Source organism: Streptomyces sp. NPDC055239, assembly GCF_053606205.1.
The window spans coordinates 321,622-341,536 of the sequence record NZ_JBSGRD010000012.1 but is presented as its reverse complement, the minus strand read 5'-3'; the positions used below and the strand labels follow the sequence as shown (position 1 = coordinate 341,536).

Annotated in this window: 11 protein-coding genes; 3 read left to right on the top strand and 8 right to left on the bottom strand. The window is 70.3% G+C overall.

The features are described from left to right. Positions 1–69 precede the first annotated feature (69 nt). Positions 70–2,226, bottom strand: coding sequence for an alpha-1,4-glucan--maltose-1-phosphate maltosyltransferase (locus ACWFRJ_RS33315; RefSeq protein WP_453539388.1), 2,157 nt, complete (start codon positions 2,224–2,226; stop codon positions 70–72). A gap of 333 nt (positions 2,227–2,559) precedes the next feature. Further along, positions 2,560–3,777 (bottom strand): S8 family peptidase, encoded by a 1,218-nt coding sequence (locus ACWFRJ_RS33310; RefSeq protein WP_453539385.1) that lies wholly within the window; start codon positions 3,775–3,777, stop codon positions 2,560–2,562. A 296-nt stretch (positions 3,778–4,073) separates the two neighbouring features. On the opposite strand from ACWFRJ_RS33310, the gene ACWFRJ_RS33305 reads away from it, so the two are divergent. Then, complete coding sequence (locus tag ACWFRJ_RS33305) at positions 4,074–4,532, top strand: nuclear transport factor 2 family protein (RefSeq protein ID WP_453539382.1); 459 nt, start codon at positions 4,074–4,076, stop codon at positions 4,530–4,532. Between the two features lie 182 nt (positions 4,533–4,714). Beyond that, a complete protein-coding gene (gene glgP, locus ACWFRJ_RS33300; RefSeq protein WP_453539380.1) occupies positions 4,715–7,345 on the top strand; it encodes an alpha-glucan family phosphorylase in 2,631 nt (876 codons plus the stop codon). Positions 7,346–7,452: 107 nt separating this feature from the next. Here glgP and ACWFRJ_RS33295 read toward each other — a convergent pair whose 3' ends face one another. The 3 genes from ACWFRJ_RS33295 to ACWFRJ_RS33285 all read right to left on the bottom strand — a co-directional run bounded on the left by ACWFRJ_RS33295 (position 7,453) and on the right by ACWFRJ_RS33285 (position 12,207). Then, positions 7,453–9,087, bottom strand: a complete 1,635-nt coding sequence (locus ACWFRJ_RS33295) for a M4 family metallopeptidase (RefSeq protein ID WP_453539377.1) — start codon at positions 9,085–9,087, stop codon at positions 7,453–7,455. Between the two features lie 348 nt (positions 9,088–9,435). After that, a complete protein-coding gene (locus tag ACWFRJ_RS33290; RefSeq protein ID WP_453539374.1) occupies positions 9,436–11,490 on the bottom strand; it encodes a M4 family metallopeptidase in 2,055 nt (684 codons plus the stop codon). 330 nt (positions 11,491–11,820) lie between these two features. Next, positions 11,821–12,207, bottom strand: coding sequence for a Dabb family protein (locus ACWFRJ_RS33285; protein WP_453539371.1), 387 nt, complete (start codon positions 12,205–12,207; stop codon positions 11,821–11,823). A 110-nt stretch (positions 12,208–12,317) separates the two neighbouring features. Between ACWFRJ_RS33285 and ACWFRJ_RS33280 the strand changes: the two genes are divergently transcribed. After that, positions 12,318–12,977 carry a TetR/AcrR family transcriptional regulator gene (locus tag ACWFRJ_RS33280; protein WP_453539451.1) on the top strand — a complete coding sequence of 220 codons (660 nt, stop codon included), beginning with the start codon at positions 12,318–12,320 and terminating at the stop codon, positions 12,975–12,977. A gap of 30 nt (positions 12,978–13,007) precedes the next feature. Here ACWFRJ_RS33280 and ACWFRJ_RS33275 read toward each other — a convergent pair whose 3' ends face one another. The 3 genes from ACWFRJ_RS33275 to ACWFRJ_RS33265 form a co-directional block, all read right to left on the bottom strand. Beyond that, the gene (locus tag ACWFRJ_RS33275; RefSeq protein WP_453539368.1) at positions 13,008–15,797 is read right to left on the bottom strand and encodes a BTAD domain-containing putative transcriptional regulator; all 2,790 of its coding nucleotides are present in this window, start codon (positions 15,795–15,797) and stop codon (positions 13,008–13,010) included. Positions 15,798–15,899: 102 nt separating this feature from the next. Next, complete coding sequence (locus tag ACWFRJ_RS33270; protein WP_453539365.1) at positions 15,900–17,798, bottom strand: ABC transporter ATP-binding protein; 1,899 nt, start codon at positions 17,796–17,798, stop codon at positions 15,900–15,902. Then, positions 17,795–19,690 (bottom strand): ABC transporter ATP-binding protein, encoded by a 1,896-nt coding sequence (locus tag ACWFRJ_RS33265; protein WP_453539362.1) that lies wholly within the window; start codon positions 19,688–19,690, stop codon positions 17,795–17,797. The genes ACWFRJ_RS33270 and ACWFRJ_RS33265 overlap by 4 nt, the downstream gene beginning before the upstream one ends. Positions 19,691–19,915: the final 225 nt, after the last annotated feature.

Here is a 19,915-nt window from a genome sequence, read left to right as displayed (position 1 = left end):
TGAACCATTCGGGGTCGCGGTCCTTGGCGGGGGTGTCCTCGAAGGTGTCCTGGACGGGCTCATTGATGATCATGATGTGGGTGACCCTCCGATCAACGGTGAGGACGGTCGCAGGACGCGGAAGATGTGCGCGGGCACGCGGCCCGGTTCGAGGCGCACATAGTTGGTCCTGCCCCAGTGGTACGTCTCGCCGGTGAGCTCGTCGCGCACCGGCACCGACTCGTGCCAGTCGAGGCCGAGTTGCGGCATGTCCAACGAAACCGTGGCCTCCTGGGTGTGGTGGGCGTCGAGGTTCACGACCACCAGAACCGTGTTCGGTCCGTCCGTATGGGGGTCCATGCCGGGGGCCGCGTCAGGGGCCGTCTTCGAGTACGCGATCACTGCTTCCTGGTCCGTGGTGTGGAAGTGCAGGTCACGCAGTTGCCGCAGGGCGGGGTTGGCGCGCCGCACGTGGTTCAGCCTGGTGATGAGGGGGGCGATGGTGGTGCCGGAGCGCTCGGCCGACTCCCAGTCACGCGGCCTCAGTTGGTACTTCTCCGAGTTCAGATACTCCTCGCTGTCGGCCCGCGCCGGGGCGTTCTCGCAGAGTTCGTATCCGCTGTAGACGCCCCATGTCGGCGAGAGGGTCGCGGCGAGCACCGCCCGTGCCTCGAAGGCGGGACGTCCGCCGTTCTGGAGGTAGGCGTGCAGGATGTCCGGGGTGTTCACGAAGAAGTTGGGCCGGAGATAGTGGGCGGTCTCGCCCGCCAACTCCCTTAGATAGTCCGTCAGTTCACCCTTGTCGTTGCGCCAGGTGAAGTACGTGTAGGACTGCTGGAAGCCGATCGCGGCCAGGGTGCGCAGCATCGCCGGGCGCGTGAAGGCCTCGGCCAGGAAGATGACGTCGGGGTCGGTGCGGTTGATGTCGCCGAGGACTTCCTGCCAGAAGGCGACGGGTTTGGTGTGTGGATTGTCGACGCGGAAGATACGTACGCCGTGGTCCATCCAGAACCGCAGCAGGCGTACGGTCTCGGCGATCAGCCCTGGCAGGTCGTGGTCGAAGGCCAGGGGGTAGATGTCCTGGTACTTCTTCGGGGGGTTCTCGGCGTAGGCGATGGTGCCGTCGGCGCGGTGCGCGAACCACTCGGGGTGTTTTTCCACCCAGGGGTGGTCGGGTGAGCACTGCAGGGCGAAGTCGAGGGCGACTTCGAGGTGCAGGTCGGTGGCGCGGCGCACGAAGGCGTCGAAGTCGTCCAGGGTGCCCAGGTCGGGGTGGACGGCGTCGTGGCCGCCCTCGGGGGAGCCGATGGCCCAGGGCACGCCGACGTCGTGCGGGCCGGGGGAGAGGGAGTTGTTGGGGCCCTTGCGGTAGGTGGTGCCGATGGGGTGGATGGGCGGGAGGTAGACGACGTCGAAGCCCATCGCCGCGATGGCCGGAAGCCGCTCCGAGGCGGTGCGAAACGTCCCCGACCGCGCGGGCTCGCCCTCGCCCGCGACGGCACCCTCCGAGCGCGGGAAGAACTCGTACCACGACCCGAACAACGCCCGCTGCCGCTCCACGAGCAGCGGCAGCCGCTGTGACTCCGTGACCAGTTCGCGCAGCGGATGCTCGGCGAGGACCGCGTCCACCTCGGGGGTGAGAGCGGCGGCCAGGCGGGCCGCGAGGGGGCGTTTGGTGTCCCGCAGGGCCTTGACGGCGGCGCGGAGAGTGGCGCGCCGGCCCTTGCTCGCCGGGGCGTCGGCGGCGGCGCGCTCGTACAGCCGGGCGCCTTCCTCCAGGACGAGTTCGGTGTCGATGCCCGCCGGTATCTTGATGTTCGCGTGGTGCCGCCACTGGGTGACGGGGTCGCCCCACGCCTCGACGGAGAACGTCCAGCTCCCCTCCGCGTCCGGAGTGACGTCCGCGCCCCACCGGTCCGTGCCGGGGGCAAGCTCGCGCATCGGCGTCCACGGTCCGGGGCGCCCCCGCGGATCGCGCAGGACGACATTGGCGGCGACCGCCTCATGTCCTTCGCGGAAGACGGTCGCGGTGACCTGGAAGGTCTCGCCCACCACGGCCTTCGCGGGCCTCAGTCCGCCGTGGACGAGGGGCGCGACATCGAGGACGGGTATGCGGCCGGTGAGGGTGCCCGGCTGAACTTCCTGCGGGTGTTGCGGGTCCTGCGGGTCCTGCTGTGGTGCCGCGGTTTTGGGCACCCTGGTAGGGGACTTTCCCGAGGGCTTCGCCGTCGGGCGGGTTGAGGGCATGACCGCTCCTGTCCGCGTTACATGAGTGGGGCGGATACGGGGGTGTGGAGTGGTTCTGCGACAGCGTGCCGCGCTTGCCGGCGTACTGGGCCGTGACTGACCGTACTCAGCCGTGTGCGTTCCGGGGGAGCCTTCCCACCAACTTCTGGTGGGCAATCCAGCACTTTTTTACTTACTCGTGCGTAAGCCTCATACGAGACCGGTCCCCTATCGAGGGTGCTTCGCGTCGGCGCCCGAAGCAAGACCATGCCGCACACGCAGAACCGGCCCCGCCATGTGTGGCGGGGCCGGTTCCGTGGATCGGTAGTGGATCGGTCGTGGACGTGACCTGTACTACGGGTTGTTGACCTGCAACAACTTGTTCGGCGAGCCGAGACCGGCGCCGGTCACCTTGCCCGTGGCCGCCTGATCGGTCAGCGCCTTGCTCACCGCGGCCGGTGTGGCCGACGGGTGATCGGCGAGGTAGAGCGCCGCCGCGCCCGCCGCGTGCGGCGAGGCCATCGACGTACCCGAGATGGTGTTCTCGGCGGTGTCGTTCGTCTTCCACGCGGAGGTGATGCCGACGCCCGGCGCGAACACGTCCACCCCGGGGCCCCAGTTGGAGAAGCTCGCCTTGGCGTCCTTGGTGTCGGTGGCGCCGACCGTGACCGCTTCCTTCACGCGGGCCGGTGAGAACAGCAGCGCGGGAAGTCCGTCGTTCCCCGCGGCGACCGTGTAAGTCACCCCGGACGCGATCGAGTTGCGTACGGCGGCGTCCAACTGGACGTTGGCCGTGCCGCCGAGACTCAGGTTGGCGACGGCGGGCTTCTTGGCGTGCTTCGTCACCCAGTCGATGCCGGCGATGACCTGAGCGGTCGTCCCCGACCCCGCGTCGTCGAGCACCCGGACACCCACGACGTCGGCCTTCTTGGCGACGCCGTAGCTCTCGCCGGCCACGGTCGCCGAGACGTGCGTGCCGTGGCCGTTGCCGTCCTGCGCGGTGGCGTCGTTGTCGATGAAGTCCCAGCCGCTGCTCGCCCGGCCGCCGAACTCCTTGTGCGTGGCGCGGACGCCGGTGTCGATGACGTACGCGGTCACGCCCTGCCCGGCCGACGCGGGTGCGGTGTAGGACTTGTCGAGCGGAAGATTCTTCTGATCGATCCGGTCGAGCCCCCAGGAGGGCGGTTCCTGCTGGGTGCTGTCCAGGGACACGGTGCTGTCCTGGGCGACGGAGGCGACCTTCGAGTCGCCCGCGAGCTTCTTGGCCTGGTCCGAACTGAGCTTCACCGCGTATCCGTTGATCGCGGTGCTGTAGGTGTGGCGTATCTGCGCCCCGTACTTCGCGGCAAGGCCCTTGCCCGCGTCGGACGGGGCCGAGGTCCCGCCCTTGAGCGTGACGATGTAACTCCCGCTGATGGAACCGGGCTCACCGGCGCCGAGTATCTCCCCCAGCGGGGCACCGTCGGCGGGAGCGGCGTGCGCGGGCATCGTGATGGCCGAAAGCACCGCCGCCGTGGTGGCGGCGGTAACGGCCCCGGCCCACCGCAGACGCTTCGTTCGCGAAAGAGTCATACGCTGGTTTCCCTCCCCAACTTGACATGCGACCCGTGGAGTTGGTCCGATCCGTACCGGATTCCCCGTATCCTCCACGGGCGCCACTTGGCAGCCTCTCGTGCGGCGTGAGGGCCTACAAGACCACACGGCGTGGGGGAATCGGCCATATCGCCGGTGGGGGTGCTGTGAGGGTTGCGCCGATTTTCGGACGGGTTCAGGATGCCTCCGCCGGTTGCGGGACCACGCGGTGACCGTCGCAGGTCGACGTCCGTTTCCCGCCGGTCGAACACCACCGGATTCGGCACGCTTGCGGCATGAAATCCCAGCACGCGTCGGACACGCCGGATTCGGCGACCGTCCTCACCGGCATGTACGAGGCGGAGTCCCGCTACCTGGCCGCGGGCGGCCCCGGCAGAGCCTCGTTCGACCTGCTCGCCCCCTACTTCGCCCCCTACTTCGCCCCCGACGTCGTACTGCACCAGGCAGCGGCACTCCCTTACGGCGGCAGCTGGCGCGGCCACGACGGAATGACGCGCTTCTTCCTCGCCATGAGCGAGACGTGGGAGACCTTCGAGATCGGGGAACAGCGGTTCCTGGCCACGGGCGAGACGGCGGTCGTCCACAGTCAGATCCGCGCGCGGGCCCGCGCGACGGGGCGCGAACTCGCCTTTCCGATACTCCAGACGATCACGGTGCGCGGCGGGCGGATCGCGCAGGTGCGGCCGTTCTACTGGGACACGGCGGCGATCGTGGCGGCGACGACCCGTCCCTGAGGCCCGTACGCCCTGTGCACTGTGGTGACAGGGGCGGCGCACCGCTACCGTCGTTGCGACACATCGATACATCGACGCCCGAGATGCGAAGCGTCGGCACGCGATATACAAAACGTCGATACGCGACCTACGAACGCCCCCGTCATACACCCCGTCAGACACCCTGTCAGAGGTGCACAGTGATGAAGGCCATCCGTCGATTCACCGTACGACCCGCTCTTCCCGAACCTCTCGCTCCACTCTCCGAACTGGCGCGCAACCTGCGCTGGTCCTGGCACACCAAGACCCGTGAACTGTTCAAGGCCGTCGACCCCGAGCAGTGGGCCGCATCGGGCGGTGACCCCGTGCGGCTGCTCGGCAGTGTGCCGCCCGCGCGGCTCGCCAAGCTCGCCGGGGACGAGGCCTTCCTGCGCCGCCTCGCCGAGGCCTCGGACGATCTTCGGGAGTACGTCACCGGGGACCGCTGGTATCAGGAACAGTCCGCCGCACGCGGCAGCGAACTGCCGCGCGCAGTCGCCTACTTCTCGCCCGAGTTCGGCATCACCGACGCCCTCCCGCAGTACTCGGGCGGGCTCGGCATCCTCGCGGGCGACCACCTGAAGGCGGCGAGCGACCTCGGGCTCCCGCTCATCGGGGTCGGTCTTCTCTACCGGCACGGCTACTTCCACCAGTCGCTCTCCCGCGACGGCTGGCAGCAGGAGACCTACCCCGTGCTCGACCCGAACGAGCTGCCGCTCTCCCTCCTGCGCGAGGCGGACGGCACCCCGAGCCTGGTGGCGATCGCCCTGCCCGGCGGACGTGAGCTGCGCGCGCACGTCTGGCAGGCGAGCGTCGGGCGCGTACCGCTCCTGATGCTCGACTCGGACGTCGAGGAGAACGACACCGGCGCCCGCGAGGTGACCGACCGGCTCTACGGAGGCGGCAGCGAGCACCGGCTGCTCCAGGAGATGCTGCTCGGCATCGGCGGAGTGCGCGCCATACGGACGTACTGCAGGCTGAGCGGACACCCCGAGCCCGAGGTCTTCCACACGAACGAGGGTCACGCGGGCTTCCTCGGTCTGGAACGGATCCACGAACTGGCCGGGCAGGGCGTGGAGTTCGACGCCTCGCTGGAAGCTGTCCGGGCCGGGACCGTTTTCACCACACACACCCCCGTCCCCGCCGGAATCGACCGCTTCGACCGCGAGCTGGTCGCCCGGCACTTCGGCCCGCACGCAGAACTGCCCCGCATCGACGTCGAACGCATACTGCGGCTCGGCATGGAGACGTACCCCGGCGGTGAGCCCAACCTCTTCAACATGGCGGTGATGGGCCTGCGCCTCGGACGCTGCGCCAACGGCGTCTCCACCCTGCACGGCAAGGTGAGCCGCGAGATGTTCGCGGGCCTGTGGCCGGGATTCGACGCCGAAGAGGTCCCGATCGCCTCCGTCACGAACGGCGTGCACGCCCCGACCTGGGTCGCCCCCGAGGTGTTCCGCCTCGGCGCACGCCAGATCGGCGCGCAGCGGACCGAGGACGCCCTTTCGGTGGGCGGCTCGGAGCGCTGGGACGCGGTCGCCGAGATCCAGGACGCCGACATCTGGGAGCTGCGGCGCGAGCTGCGGGGCCAGCTGGTGACGGAGGTCAGGAAGCGGCTCTACGCTTCATGGCGCCAACGGGGGGCTGCGAGCGCCGAGTTGGGGTGGGTCGATGACGTACTCCACCCTGACGTCCTGACCATCGGCTTCGCGCGCCGCGTCCCCTCGTACAAGCGCCTGACGCTCATGCTCCGGGACAAGGACCGGCTCATGGAGCTGCTCACCCATCCCGACCGGCCGATCCAGATCGTCGTCGCGGGCAAGTCGCATCCGGCGGACGACGGGGGCAAGCGGCTCATCCAGGAGCTGGTGCGCTTCACGGACGATCCGCGGGTGCGCCACCGCATCGTGTTCCTGCCGGACTACGGCATGGCGATGGCGCAGAAGCTCTACCCCGGATGCGACGTGTGGCTGAACAATCCGCTGCGCCCCCTCGAGGCGTGCGGGACGAGCGGGATGAAGGCGGCGCTGAACGGCTGCCTCAACCTGTCGGTCCTTGACGGCTGGTGGGACGAGTGGTTCGAGCCGGACTTCGGCTGGGCGATCCCCACGGCGGACGGGGAGGCGACGGACGACGACCGGCGGGACGACCTGGAGGCCGCGGCGCTGTACGACCTCCTCGAGCGCAGGATCACCCCCCGCTTCTACGAGGAGGGCCCGGGAGGCCTCCCCGACCGGTGGATCGAGATGGTGCGCCGGACCCTGACCCGGCTCGGGCCGAAGGTGCTCGCGGGGCGGATGGTGCGTGACTACGTGGAGCAGCTGTACGTTCCCGCAGCGCGGGCGCACCGCACCCTGGACGCGGATGCCGCGGAGGACCTGGCCTCGTGGAAGACGCGGGTCCGTGCGGCCTGGCCGCGTGTCGCCGTCGACCACGTCGAGGCGTCGGCGACGGGCGCCACCGCCGAACTGGGCGCCACGCTCTCGCTGCGGGTCCGCGTGCGTCTGGGCGACCTGACCCCGGACGACGTGGAGGTCCAGACGATCGCGGGGCGCGTCGACCCCGAGGACGTCATCGCCGACGCGAGTCCGCTCCCGCTGAAGCCTGTGGGCGGGCCGGATGCGGAGGGCCGTCGGCTTTACGAGGGGCCGCTGGCCCTCGACCGCACGGGGCCCTTCGGCTACACGGTCCGCATTCTGCCGTCGCACCGGCTGCTCGCGAGCGGGGCCGAGCTGGGGCTCGTGGCGGTGCCGTCCGAGGGGACGGGGGAGGCCGCGGGGGTGCTGCTGCGGTAGATCGGGCCCTACGCCCGAACCCCGGAACGCCCGAACGCCGGGCAGGCTGAAGGATCTCAGCCTGCCCGGCGTTCGAGGACGAACGGTGGAGCGGTGGAACAGAGGAACTACTTGACGTTGACGCCGGTCCAGGCCGCGGCTACGCCCTTGGCCTCTGCGGAGTCCGCGCCGTACAGGTCCGTCGCCGCCTTCAGGGTGCCCTCACGGGCCGCCTTGTAGTCGGTCGTCGTGGTGAAGTACGTCGTCAGGGCCTTGAACCAGATCTTCTCGGCCTTGTCGCGTCCGATGCCCTCGACCTTGGAGTCGTCGGCGGTCGGGGAGTCGTACTTGACGCCGTTGATCTCCTTCGCGCCACTGCCCTCGGACAGCAGGTAGAAGAAGTGGTTGGCGATACCGGACGAGTAGTGGACGTCGGTGTTGCCCGCGTCCGCGCTCCAGTTGTCCAGGGACTGGCCGTCCTTGGAGGGCTTGTCCATGTAGCGCAGCGGCGATCCGTCGCCGTTGATGTCGATCTCTTCGCCGATGAGGTAGTCGCCGACGTCTTCCTTGTTCTTGGCGTTGAACTCGACGGAGGTGCCGAAGATGTCGGAGGTGGCCTCGTTCAGGCCGCCCGACTCACCGCTGTACTCCAGGTTGGCGGTGGCCGCGGTGACGCCGTGCGACATCTCGTGGCCCGCGACGTCGATCGACGTGAGGGGCTTCTTGTCGCCCTCGCCGTCGCCGTACGTCATGCAGAAGCAGCTGTCGTCCCAGAAGGCGTTGACGTAGGCGTTGCCGTAGTGGACGCGCGACGTCGCACCCTTGCCGTCGCCCTTGATGCCCTCGCGGCCGTGCACGTCCTTGTAGTAGTCCCAGGTCAGCTGGGCGCCGTAGGCGGCGTCGACGGCGGCGGTCTGGGCGTCGTCCGCCTTGCCGTTGCCCCACGTGTCGTCGTCGTCCGTGACGAGCTTGCCCTCGCCGCTCTCGCTGTGGTCCAGGTTGAACGTCGAGTGACCGCCGCGCGCGTCGTCGGTCAGGTCGAAGCCGCTCGAGCCCTTCTTGGAGCCGATCTCGACGTCGCCGCTGTACTGGCTGTGGCCCGCGCCGTTCTCGATGGCCTGGTACTGGAAGAGCTTCTTGCCCGTGGCCGCGTCGGTGATGACGTGCAGCTTGCTGGGCGTGCCGTCCTTCTGGACGCCGGTGACGACGGTCTCGTGGGCGAGGACCGGCTTGCCGGACGCGGCCCAGACGACCTTGCGCGGAGTCTGCGCGTCGGCCTTCTTGGTGTCACCGCTCTTCGCGGCGGTCGACTCGGCGGACAGCGCGGCCGACTTCGTGGCGACCTTCGCCGAGGTGGTGGCGACCTTGATGGTGGCCTTGGCCGCCTTGGTCACGCTCTTGACCGAGCCGCTCTTGGCGGTGTGGACGACCAGGTCGCCGCCGAGGACGGGCAGGCCGTCGTAGGTGCGCTCGTAGCGGGTGTGCGTGGTGCCGTCACGGTCCTTGACGACATCGCGTACGACGAGCTTCTCCTTCGCGCCGAGGCCGATCTTCTCGGCGGTGGCGGCCTTCTCCGCGTTCGCGTCCTGGAGCAGGCCGGCGCGGGCGGTGGAGGAGAGCGCGATCTGTGATCCGGCGGGCGCGGCTGCCTGGGTGGGCTGCGCGGAGGCTCCGGTGGCCAGACCGCCTGCGAGCAGTGCTCCTGCGGCAACGGCGGTGGCGATGGCCAGCGTTGAGCGCTTCCGGGATATGTGGGGGGTCACGCATGCTCCTTCTGTGGGGGGCCCGGACGGTATGGGGACCGTCCGAGCTGAAAGATGCGGTGCGGTACTGGTGTGACTGATCGAGGGAAGAGTGTCAGTTGAGCCAGGTTCATGTCAGGACCCTGACGGCAGGTTGGCCAGAAATCGTCCGTTGAGCGACGGCTCATGTACGCAATGCGAACGGCGTGTTACGCGGTCAGCGGCTCAACTGCAGGTCAAGGGCGGTTCAATGGAAATTAAACGGCTCCCCAAGGGCGATGGGCGGCGGCACACATGGGTGCGCCGCCCCGGGGAGTCGATCCACCCGGGGCGGCGCAGTCTGCACGTACCTTCAAGCCCTTTCGGGGCCTACGGGAACGTCAGCTTCCAGCTGTTGATCTTGCCGGTGTCCTGCGCGGCCACGTCCTGGGCCTTGAGCTTCCAGGTGCCGTTGGCCGCCTCGGACGAGGCGTTGACCGTGTAGGTCTCGATGACGTTGTCCGCCGAGTCCGAAGAGGACGAGTTCTTCAGGCGGTACGTCGACCCGTCCGGGGCCACCAGGTCGAGGACCAGGTCACCGCGCCAGGTGTGCGTGATGTTGACGCCGACCTTCAGGGCGGCGGGCGCGTTGCCCGTACGTCCCGTGACGTTGACCGACGAGGTGACGGCCGCACCGTTGTCCGGGATGGCGACGGCGGTGTTGTTCTCGTAGTCCGTGCCACCGCCCCCACCGGGCCGCGTGCCGACGTTGACGGCGGCCCAGGCATCGGCCACCGCCTTGTACTCGGCGCTCGTCGTGCCGTACAGCTCACCGGCCGCCGCGAGGGTCCCGGTGCGGGCCGCCGCGTAGTTGGTGGTCGTGGTGAACTTCGTCGTCAGCGCCTTGAACCAGATGAGCGACGCCTTGTCACGACCAATTCCGGCCACAGGCAGGCCGTCCGAGGTCGGTGAGTCGTACGAGACGCCGTTGATGACCTTGGCGCCGCTGCCCTCGCTCAGCAGGTAGTAGAAGTGGTTGGCGACACCGGACGAGTAGTGGACGTCGATGTTGCCGATGCCCGAGTACCACGCGTCCTTGGACCCGCCGTCCTTGGAGGGCTTGTCCATGTAGCGCAGCGGCGTGCCGTCGCCGTTGATGTCGATCTTCTCGCCGACGAGGTAGTCGCCCTTGTCCTGCGCGTTGTTGGCGTTGAACTCGACGGCCGCCGCGAAGATGTCGGACGTCGCCTCGTTCAGGCCACCGGACTCACCGCTGTACGTCATGTTGCCGGTGGCGGCCGTCACGCCGTGCGTCATCTCGTGGGCCGCCACGTCGATGGACGTCAGGGGCTTGGCGTTGCCCGTGCCGTCGCCGTACGTCATGCAGAAGCAGGAGTCCTGCCAGAACGCGTTGACGTAGTTGTTGCCGTAGTGGACCCGGGAGTACGCGCCGACGCCGTCACCGCGGATGCCGGTGCGACCGTGCACGTTCTTGTAGTAGTCCCAGGTGAGCTGGGCGCCGTAGGCGGCGTCCGCGCCCGCGGTCTCCGCGTTGGAGGCCTGGCCGTTGCCCCACACGTCGTCCGGGCCCGAGTAGAGCGTGCCGGTGCCGGACGTGCCGCGGTTGAGGTTGTACGTCTTGTGGCTGCCGCGGCCGGTGTCGGTCAGGGTGTAGTTCGACCCCGACTGAGCGCTGCCCACGGTGACCTGACCGCTGTACTGAGTGTTGCCCGTGCCGTTCTCGATGCCCTGCCACTGGAAGAGCTTCTTGCCGGTGGCCGCGTCCGTGATGACGTGCAGCTCGTTCGGGGTGCCGTCGTGCTGAAGACCGCCGACCACCGTCTCGTACGCGAGAGTCGGCTCGCCCTTGGCCATCCAGACGACCTTGCGGGGCGCCTTGTCCGCTTCGGTCTTCTTCGACCCCGCGGCCTTCGCCGCGCCGAGCGCCTGCTTCTCGGCGGTGGCCGCCTTCACGTCGGCGCTGGTCTCGACGCCCTTGAGCTGTGCCTTCGACGCCTTGGTGACGCCCTCGGTCTTGCCGGACTTCGCCTCGTCGACCACCAGGTCGCCGCCGAGGACGGGCAGGCCGTCGTAGGTGCGCTCGTAGCGGGTGTGGACCGTGCCGTCGGCGTCCTTGACGACGTCACGTACGACGAGCTTCTCCTTGGAGCCGAGCTTCAGGTCCTTGGCCGTGTCCGCCTTGGTGGCGTTGGCGTCCTTGAGGAGCGCGGCACGCTGGGCGGGGCTGAGCTTCACGGGCAGGGAGCCGGGGTCGGCCTTGCCTATCTTGCCGGCGGCCGCGGTCTTGGCCGGTGGTATCGCGGGGCCGTCGGCCGATGCCGGGCCCGTCTGGAAGGCCACCGCGACGAGGGCGGCGACGGCGGTCAGGGCACCGGCGGTGGCGGCGCGTCTGTGGGAGGCAGGTCTGTGAGAGGTGCTTCTCAACACGGACTCCTTCTGCGTGGCCGCGGGATACACGGCCAGGGGGACCGGGCGGCGCGGTCGTGCCGTCCGGGCAGAACAAGGCAGAACGTGGAGCTGGGAAAGCTGGGAATCGAGGGGAAGAGTGGCACCGGTGCGCTCTGTTTGTCAGGGGTGCGTCAAGAGTTGGCCGGAAATGGTCCGCTGCCCGGTGGGCCAAGTTCGATATACGGAGCGGTCGCGCAAGGTGAAGGGCTCCCGATTGTTCGATGGGGCCCTTCACCGGACACCTGGAGCGGTGTGGCTGATTCCGCACCCCAACTAGCTCTTGTTGGCGCCTAGTTGGAAAGAAATTCAGCTGGGGATCGAGTCGAGCAGCTGACCCCACTCCGGATACTTCGCGACCTTCCTCTCGTGCAGGGCCGTCACCTTCGAGCTCATCTGCGGATCCAGGTCGTCGGAGAGCCTGTGGGCCGAAAGCCGCCCGAGGCGCGGAATGATCACGAAGTCCCCGGCGATGTGCACCGGGTCGTGCATGTACCGCTCAAGCGCGTCCAGGTCCTCGACCCCCACGCAGTACGTGTGGGTGAAGCCGTCGTCCGGCAGGCGCAGATCCTGGCCGACCGTCCCGTACGAGGTCGATTCGAGCGTCGATGTGCGGCGCATCGCGGCGAGGACCTCGGCCTTCTCCTCCTCGGTCGTGCCGTCCTTGAAGCTGAAGCGCAAGATGTTGACGATCATGTGCATCCTCCTTGTCGCAGGCGGGAGTTGCGATCCAAATTGAACCAGCGGGTTCAACCTACTGGTCTGTTCGGTAAAGTTGAAGTGAGTACAGTGCACAGGTGGCAGCACTGAGAGAACCGACGGGGCGTACGACGGCGCCGCGGGCGGCGCGGGGACGCATCGACAAGCGGCAGGCGATCCTGGACGCCGCCTTCGCCGTCTTCGCCCGCCGGGGCTACGCGCAGGCCTGCGTGAAGGAGATCGCCGAGGAGGCGGGCGTCGCCAAGCCGACCGTCTACAACCATCTCGCCGACAAGGAGCACCTGTTCCGGGAGACGATGGAGGCCGCGGCGGACTTGGTGCGGGCGGAGAACCTCGCCGCCGTCGAGCGGATGCGCGAGCCCGGGGACGATCTGCGCGCGGCCCTGGAGGACGTGGCGTACCGGATGCTTCAGGTGTGCTGCACAGAGCGCGCGATGGCGCTGCGACGGCTCACGTACGCCCAGGTCACCGGCTTCCCCGACCTGATCGATGTCGTCCAGGGGCGTACGTCGAACGGGCTCTGCGACGCGCTCGCCGACCGCGTCGCGCGGCTCTCGCTCGCCGGACGCCTGCGCCCGTGCGAACCCACCCTGGCGGCCGAACAGTTCCTGGCGCTGCTCACCGGACCGATGGAGAGGCGCTCGCGGCTCGGCACGCGGAAGGTTCCTGCGGCGGAGGTGCGGGCGGTGGCGGTGGCGGCGACGGACACGTTCCTGCGGGCTTACGGGGCGGAAGAGGCCGGCTGAGGGCCGGGAGGGGCGCCGCGTGCGGGGCCCTCACGTTCGGTTCGCGAGCCGCACCATCGCCGTGTCGTACCGCGCCCGCAGCCCCACGTCCGCCGACACCCGCAGCAGTGCGCCGATGGCTCGTACCGCCCCCTCGTCGTAGCCGGACGCCTCCGCCTCGCTCGCCGCGCCCTCCAGGCGGCGGATTCCCCCGGGCTCGTCGCCCATGGCGATGAGCGCCTCGCCGCCCGTGGTGAGCAGCAGGACGCGGGACGCCGCCGATGCGTCCGCAGGGCTCTCGACGGACAGGGCCGCCTTCGACGTGTCCAGGGCCGACTGCCACTGTCCGATGTCCAGTTGGTGCCGGGCGAGGTGGCCCAGGGCCAGGCGTTCGGTGGGGTGGTCGCCGAGCTCGCGGGCAAGGCGCACAGCCTGTACGCAGCCATCGGCCGCCTCCTCCGGGCTGCCCAGCGCGGCCTGGGCGAGCGAGAGGTTGATCAGCGCCGTCGCCTGGCCGCGCCGGTCACCCGCGCGGGCGGCGATGGCGGGGGCGGCCTCCAGATGGACGACGGCCTCGCCGGTGCGGCCCTCCTCGGTGAGGACCCACCCGAGCAGGGCGAGGACCCGCGACTCGGCGCGGGCGTCCGCGTCGGCCCGCGCCGCCGCAAGTGCCTTACGCAACAGGGGAGTCCAGCCGTCCAGAACCCGCCAGACCATCTGCGGCCACAGCCCCAGGACGATCCGCCAGGTCCTGCCGTGCAGCCCGGCGGCATCCGCCGCGGCGGCCGCGAGTATCAGGTCGTCACGCTCGGCCGCGAACCACGCCATGGCCTCGTCGCGACTCCCGAACTCCCTTACCGCGCGCGGAGGATGGAAGTCGGCGGGCAGGGTGAAGCACGGCTCGTCGCCGGGTTCGGCCGCGTCGGCGGCGGCAAGGGCGGTGGCCACACTGTGGTCGAGCACCCGGAGCAGGGCGTCGGGGCCCGCGTCCAGATCTCGCGCGTAAAGGCGTACGAGATCGTGCAAGGTCCAGCGCCCCGGCGCGGTCCGGGTGGCGAGGTGGGCCGCGGTCATCCGGTCGAGGGCGGCCCCGGCCGTGTCCGGGTCCGTGCCCGCGAGGGCCGCCGCCGTGAAGCGGTCGACGTGCGTGCCCGGATGGCGGCCGAGGTGGGCGAAGTGGTGCGCGACGTCGTCGGGCAGCCGCCGCACGGTGAGCCGCAGGGCGGCGCGTACGCCCGTGTCCTCCACGTCGAGCAGGTTCAACCGGCTCGACTCGTCGGCCAGTTCGGCGCTCATGTCCCGCAGTGACCAGTCCGGCTGGTCCGCGAGGCGCGCCGCGGCCACCCGCAGTGCGAGGGGAAGACCGCCGCACAGCTCCACGAGCCGCCGGGCACCCACCGGCTCCGCGACGACCCGCTCCTTGCCGAGCACCGCGGCGAGCAGGGCCGTGCTGTCGTCCGGTTCCAGCACGTCCACGGGTACGGGACGGGCGGCGTCGGAGGCGATCAGGCCACGCAGACGGTACCGGCTCGTGACCACGGTGACGCAGTGGGTGCCTCCCGGGAGCAACTCCCTGACCTGCTCGGAACCGCGTGCGTTGTCCAGGACGACGAGCAGCCGGCGGTCGGCGGCGAGCGAGCGGTACAGCGCGGACGCCCCGTTCGCCGACTCCGGTATCCGGCGCGGCGCGACCCCGAGGGCGAGCAGGAACTCGCGAAGGACCTCCAGGTGCGTCGGCTCTCCCGTGTCGCTGAAGCCGCGCAGGTCGGCGTAGAGGAGGCCGCCGGGGAACGCGGCGCGGTTGCGGTGCGCCCAGTGCACCACGAGCGCCGTCTTGCCCACCCCCGCGGGCCCGGTGACCAGGCACACGGGGGCTTCGCCCGCCGCGGCCCGGGACAGGGCGGTGAGTTCGTCCGCGCGCCCGTGGAATCCGCGTGGCATGCGGGGCAGCAGGTCGACGGTCGCGGGGGGCGACAGGGTGACGGACGTCCCCTGCGCGTTGTTCGTCCGCCCGGGATGCGTCTGCCCGGAATTCGCCCGCCCGTAGCGCCGCTGCGGCGGGACCGAGGTGGCTGCTTCGGCCCCGGCGTCCGCGCCGTCGCCCTCTCCGCGGAGCGCCACCCCGTAGGCGTCCGCCAGTTCACGGCCCGGGTCGACCCCGAGTTCGTCGGCGAGGGCCCGCCGCGTGCGGTGGAACCAGTCGAGCGCCTCCGAACGGCGCCCCGCGCGCTGGAGCTCGCGCATCAGCGCGGCGGACAGCGATTCGCGCAGCGGATGGGCCTCGGCCTCCACGCGCAGTACGGCCGCCGCCCGGTCGTGCTCGCCGAGGCGCGCGTAGGACCCGGCGAGCATCTCCACGGAGGCGAGCCGGAGCTCTTCCAGGGCGTGCGCGGCGGCCTGGAGGGGCGGGCTCGGATAGGCGGCGCTCAGGGCGGGCCCCTGCCAGAGCGACAGCGCCTCCTGGTACTTCGCCACGGCGTCGGCGGGCGAGCGCAGGCTACGGGCCAGCGTCACCAACTCCTCGAACCTGTGGGCGTCCAGGAGGCTCTCCGGCATCCGCAGAACGTACGCGGAGCCCTGCGTGACGAGCTCCACGCCGAACATCTCGGCGTCCGCACCGGCGAGCAGGGCCCGCAGCCGCGACACATGGCCCTGGATGACGCCACGGGCGCGCGGCGGAGGCTCGTGATCCCAGAGCGTCGCCGTCAACTGATCCACGGGAACCGGCCGGTTGGGCCTCAGCAGAAGACCCGCCAGGAGGCTGCGCCGTTTGGCGGGACCGAGCGGCAGTTCACCGGCCTCGGTGGCGACGGAAACCACTCCGAGCAGCCGGAACTCCACTGATGCAACTCCTTCTGGGGCAAAAGTCCAGATTACCGGAGGTGTCCGTGCTGCTGGACCGCGCGGCGGTCCGTACCGACGGCGGTCTGTCCTGGTGCCGGTCTATCCCACCACGCTGTCCCGCCAGGCCCGGTGCAGATCCGCGAACGAGCCGCTCCCCGCGATGAGTTCGGCCGGAGTGCCGTCCTCGACCACGCGCCCGTGCTCCATCACGAGCACCCGGTCGGCGATCTCCACCGTGGAGAGCCGGTGGGCGATCACGACGGCTGTGCGGCCGCGCAGGACCGTGTGCATGGCGCGCTGCACCGCCCGCTCGCCGGGAATGTCGAGGGAGCTGGTCGCCTCGTCGAGGATCAGCACCGCCGGGTCGGCGAGCAGCGCTCGCGCGAAGGCGACGAGCTGGCGCTGACCGGCGGAGATACGGCCGCCTCGCTTGCGTACGTCGGTGTCGTAGCCGTCGGGCAGGGACTCGATGAAGTCATGCGCGCCGATGGCCTTCGCCGCCTGCTCGACGTCCTCGCGGGTGGCGTCCGGGCGGCCGATGGCGATGTTCTCGGCGACGGTCCCGGAGAAGAGGAAGGCTTCCTGGGTCACCATGACGACACCGCGCCGGAGCTCCGCGTTGGCGAGATCCCGCAGATCGACCCCGTCGAGCAGGACCCGGCCCTCCGTCGGGTCGTAGAAGCGGGCGAGCAGCTTGGCGAGCGTCGACTTGCCGGCGCCGGTGGAGCCGACGACGGCGACGGTCTGACCGGCGGGCAGCGTCAGGTCGAAGCGGGGCAGGATCTCGCCGCCGGTCCGGTAGGCGAACCGCACGCCGTCGAAGTCGACCTCGCGGCCCGGGTGTTCGGAGGCGAGGGCGGGCAGCGGCCGGGCGCGATCCGGGTGCGGCTCGGGCACGGAGGGGGTCTGGGCGAGCAGCCCCGCGACCTTCTCCAGGGATGCGGCGGCCGACTGGTAGGAGTTCAGGAACATGCCGAGCCGGTCGATCGGGTCGTACAGGCGCCGCAGGTACAGCACGGCGGCGGCGAGTACGCCGAGCGCGAGGGTGCCGTCGGTGACGCGGTAGGCGCCCCACAGGACGATGCCCGCGACGGCCGTGTTGGCGACGAGCCGGGAGCCGATGACGTAACGGGCCATCTCCAGCATGGCGTCGCCGTTGGCCCGCTCGTGATGACGGTTGAGCACGCCGAACTCCGCCTCGTTGGCGCGCTCGCGCCGGAAGGCGCGGACCGGGCGGATGCCGTTCATCGTCTCGGCGAACTTCACGATGACGGAGGCGATCGCGGTGGACCGCTTCCCGAAGAGGGGGCCCGCGCGGCGCTGATAGCGGCGTACGAGGAGGTAGAGCGGCACGAACGAGGCGACGGCCACGGCGCCCAGGCTCAGGTCGAGCCAGAGGAGCATCGCCGAGATGTAGACAAAGGACAGGATGACGGTGAGCAGCTCCTGCAGCCCCTCGCTGAGGAGTTCCCGCAGGGATTCCACGTCCGTGGTGGACCGGGAGATGAGCCGCCCCGAGGTGTACCGCTCGTGGAAGTCCACGCTGAGGGCCTGCGCGTGCCGGAAGATCCGCCCGCGCAGATCGAGCAGTACGTCCTGGTTGACGCGGGCGGAGACCACGATGAACGCGTACTGGAACGCCCCGGACGCGCCCGCGCAGAGCAGGTAGCCGATGCCGATGACGACGAGCGGCCCGTAGTCGTCGGCCCGCACGGCGGGCACGCCACGGTCGATGGCGTACGCGACGAGGAGCGGGCCGCCCTGGACGGCGGCCTGCTGGAGAAGGAGCAGGACGGCGGCGAGGATGACGCGCCCACGCAGGGCCGAGAGCAGCGAACGGAGCAGGGTGGTGGTGGCGCCGGGTGGCGCGGGGAGGTTGTCGTTGTCGAAGTCGTCGGCGGGGCGCTCAGCGGGAGCGGGCCGGTCGGCTGCTGCCGGTGAGAGGCGTTCGTCCTCATCGGGCCCGGTGGTCCGTGACACCGGCGTCGAAGCGGTCATCGTGTACCTTCCCCGTCCGCGGACACGACGCCCGCCTCAGTCTGTCCGTCGGCGTACGCGGGCTCCAGGTCCGCCCCCGCTTCCCCTGCCGCGGGAGCGACCCCCGCCCCCGACATCAGCCACGCGTACTCCGCGTTCCCCCGCAGCAGTTCCTGGTGCGTGCCCACCGCGGTGATGCGGCCGTCGGAGAGAAGGGCGACGCGGTCGGCGAGGAGGACTGTGGACGGGCGGTGGGCCACCACCAGAGCCGTCGTGTCCCGAAGGACGCGCCGCAGGGCCGCCTCCACGAGAGCCTCCGTGTGGACGTCGAGGGCCGAGAGCGGGTCGTCAAGGACCAGGAAGCGGGGGCGGCCCACCACCGCGCGTGCCAGGGCCAGACGCTGGCGCTGGCCGCCGGAGAGGCTCAGGCCCTGTTCGCCGACCTGGGTGGCCGTGCCCTGCGGCAGCGCGTGGGTGAAGTCCGCCTGGGCGACACCCAGCGCACGCTCCAATTCCGCTTCGCCCGCCCCCTCTTCCGCGCCCATCAGTACGTTCTCGCCCACCGTCGCGGAGAAGAGCGTCGGCTCCTCGAAGGCGACGGCCACCAGTGTGCGCAGCCGCTCGCGGTCCATCTCCGCGATGTCCTCGCCGTCCAGCGTGATGCGGCCCCCGCTCACCTCGTGCAGCCGGGGCACCAACGCCGTCAGCGTCGTCTTGCCGCTGCCCGTCGCGCCGACGAGGGCGAGGGTCTCGCCGGGCCGTACATGCAGGTCGATCCGGTCGAGCGCGGCCGGCGCGTCCGCGGGCGCGTCCGGGTAGCGGAACTCCACGCCGTGGAAGTGGAGCCCGGCGCTATCGGCCGCGGAGCTCGCTGCGGGGGCCGGCACCACCGAAGACTCCGGCTCCGCGTCCATCACCTCGAAGTACCTCTCCGTGGCCGTCGCCGACTCCTGGCTCATCGCGAGCAGGAACCCGATCGACTCCACCGGCCAGCGCAGCGCCAGCGCCGTCGAGAGGAACGCGACCAGCGTGCCCGTGGACAGGCCGCCCTCCGCCACCTGCACCGTGCCAAGGACGAGCGCCGCACCGATCGCGATCTCCGGCAACATCATGATCACCGCGTAGATCGCAGCGAGCAGCCGCGCCTTGGCCAGCTCCGTCCCCCGCAGGGTGTGCGAGAGCTCATGGAACGCGCGCGCCTGACTGCGGTGGCGGCCGAACCCCTTGATGATGCGGATGCCGAGCACGCTCTCCTCGACGACCGTCGTCAGATCGCCGACCTGGTCCTGCGCCCGCCGCGCCACGGCCATGTACCGGCCCTCGAAGTACGCGCAGGCGATCACCAGCGGCACCAGTGGGGTGAGGAGGACGAGCCCGAGCGTCCAGTCCTGGGCCAGCAGGATGACCATGCCGACCACGATCGTCGTCCCGTTCACGATCAGGAACGTCAGCGGGAAGGCCAGGAACATCCGCAGCAGCATCAGATCCGTCGTGCCGCGCGAAAGGAGCTGTCCCGAGGCCCAGCGGTCGTGGAAGGCCACCGGAAGCCGCTGCAGATGGCGGTAGAGATCCGCCCGCATCGATGCCTCGACCGAGGCGAGCGGCCGCGCCACCAGCCACCGCCGAAGACCGAAGAGCAGCGCTTCCGCGACACCGAGAAGGAGCAGGAGCAGGGCGCCGAGCCAGACCCCGCCGAGATCCCGGTCCGCCACCGGGCCGTCCACGAGCCACTTCAGCACGAGGGGGAAGACGAGCCCCGTACAGGAGGCGATGATCGCGACGAATGCCGCGCTGAACAGGCGAGTTCGCACGGGACGGACGTACGGCCACAGCCGGAGCAGCGTCCGAGCGGCGGACCCTTCCCGGGCCGGGCTCTCCGTAGGTTCCTTGGTCGGTGCATCTGGTTTCGGCATCACGAGCGAGCCTACGGACGGCCACTGACACAGCCCACCGAGTTTTTGCCCGTCCCTGCTCGTCCGCTGGTCCTACGACCGAGGGCGCGTGACGTCATACGACCCAGGGCGCGCGTGACGTCAAGGGCCCGGGGGCCTGCGAAGTCGTACCCCTCCATCAACCGATCGGCTGATGCCGCTTCGAGCGCGATGGGCGATGCCCGGACCCCCGCGCACCGGCGAGGC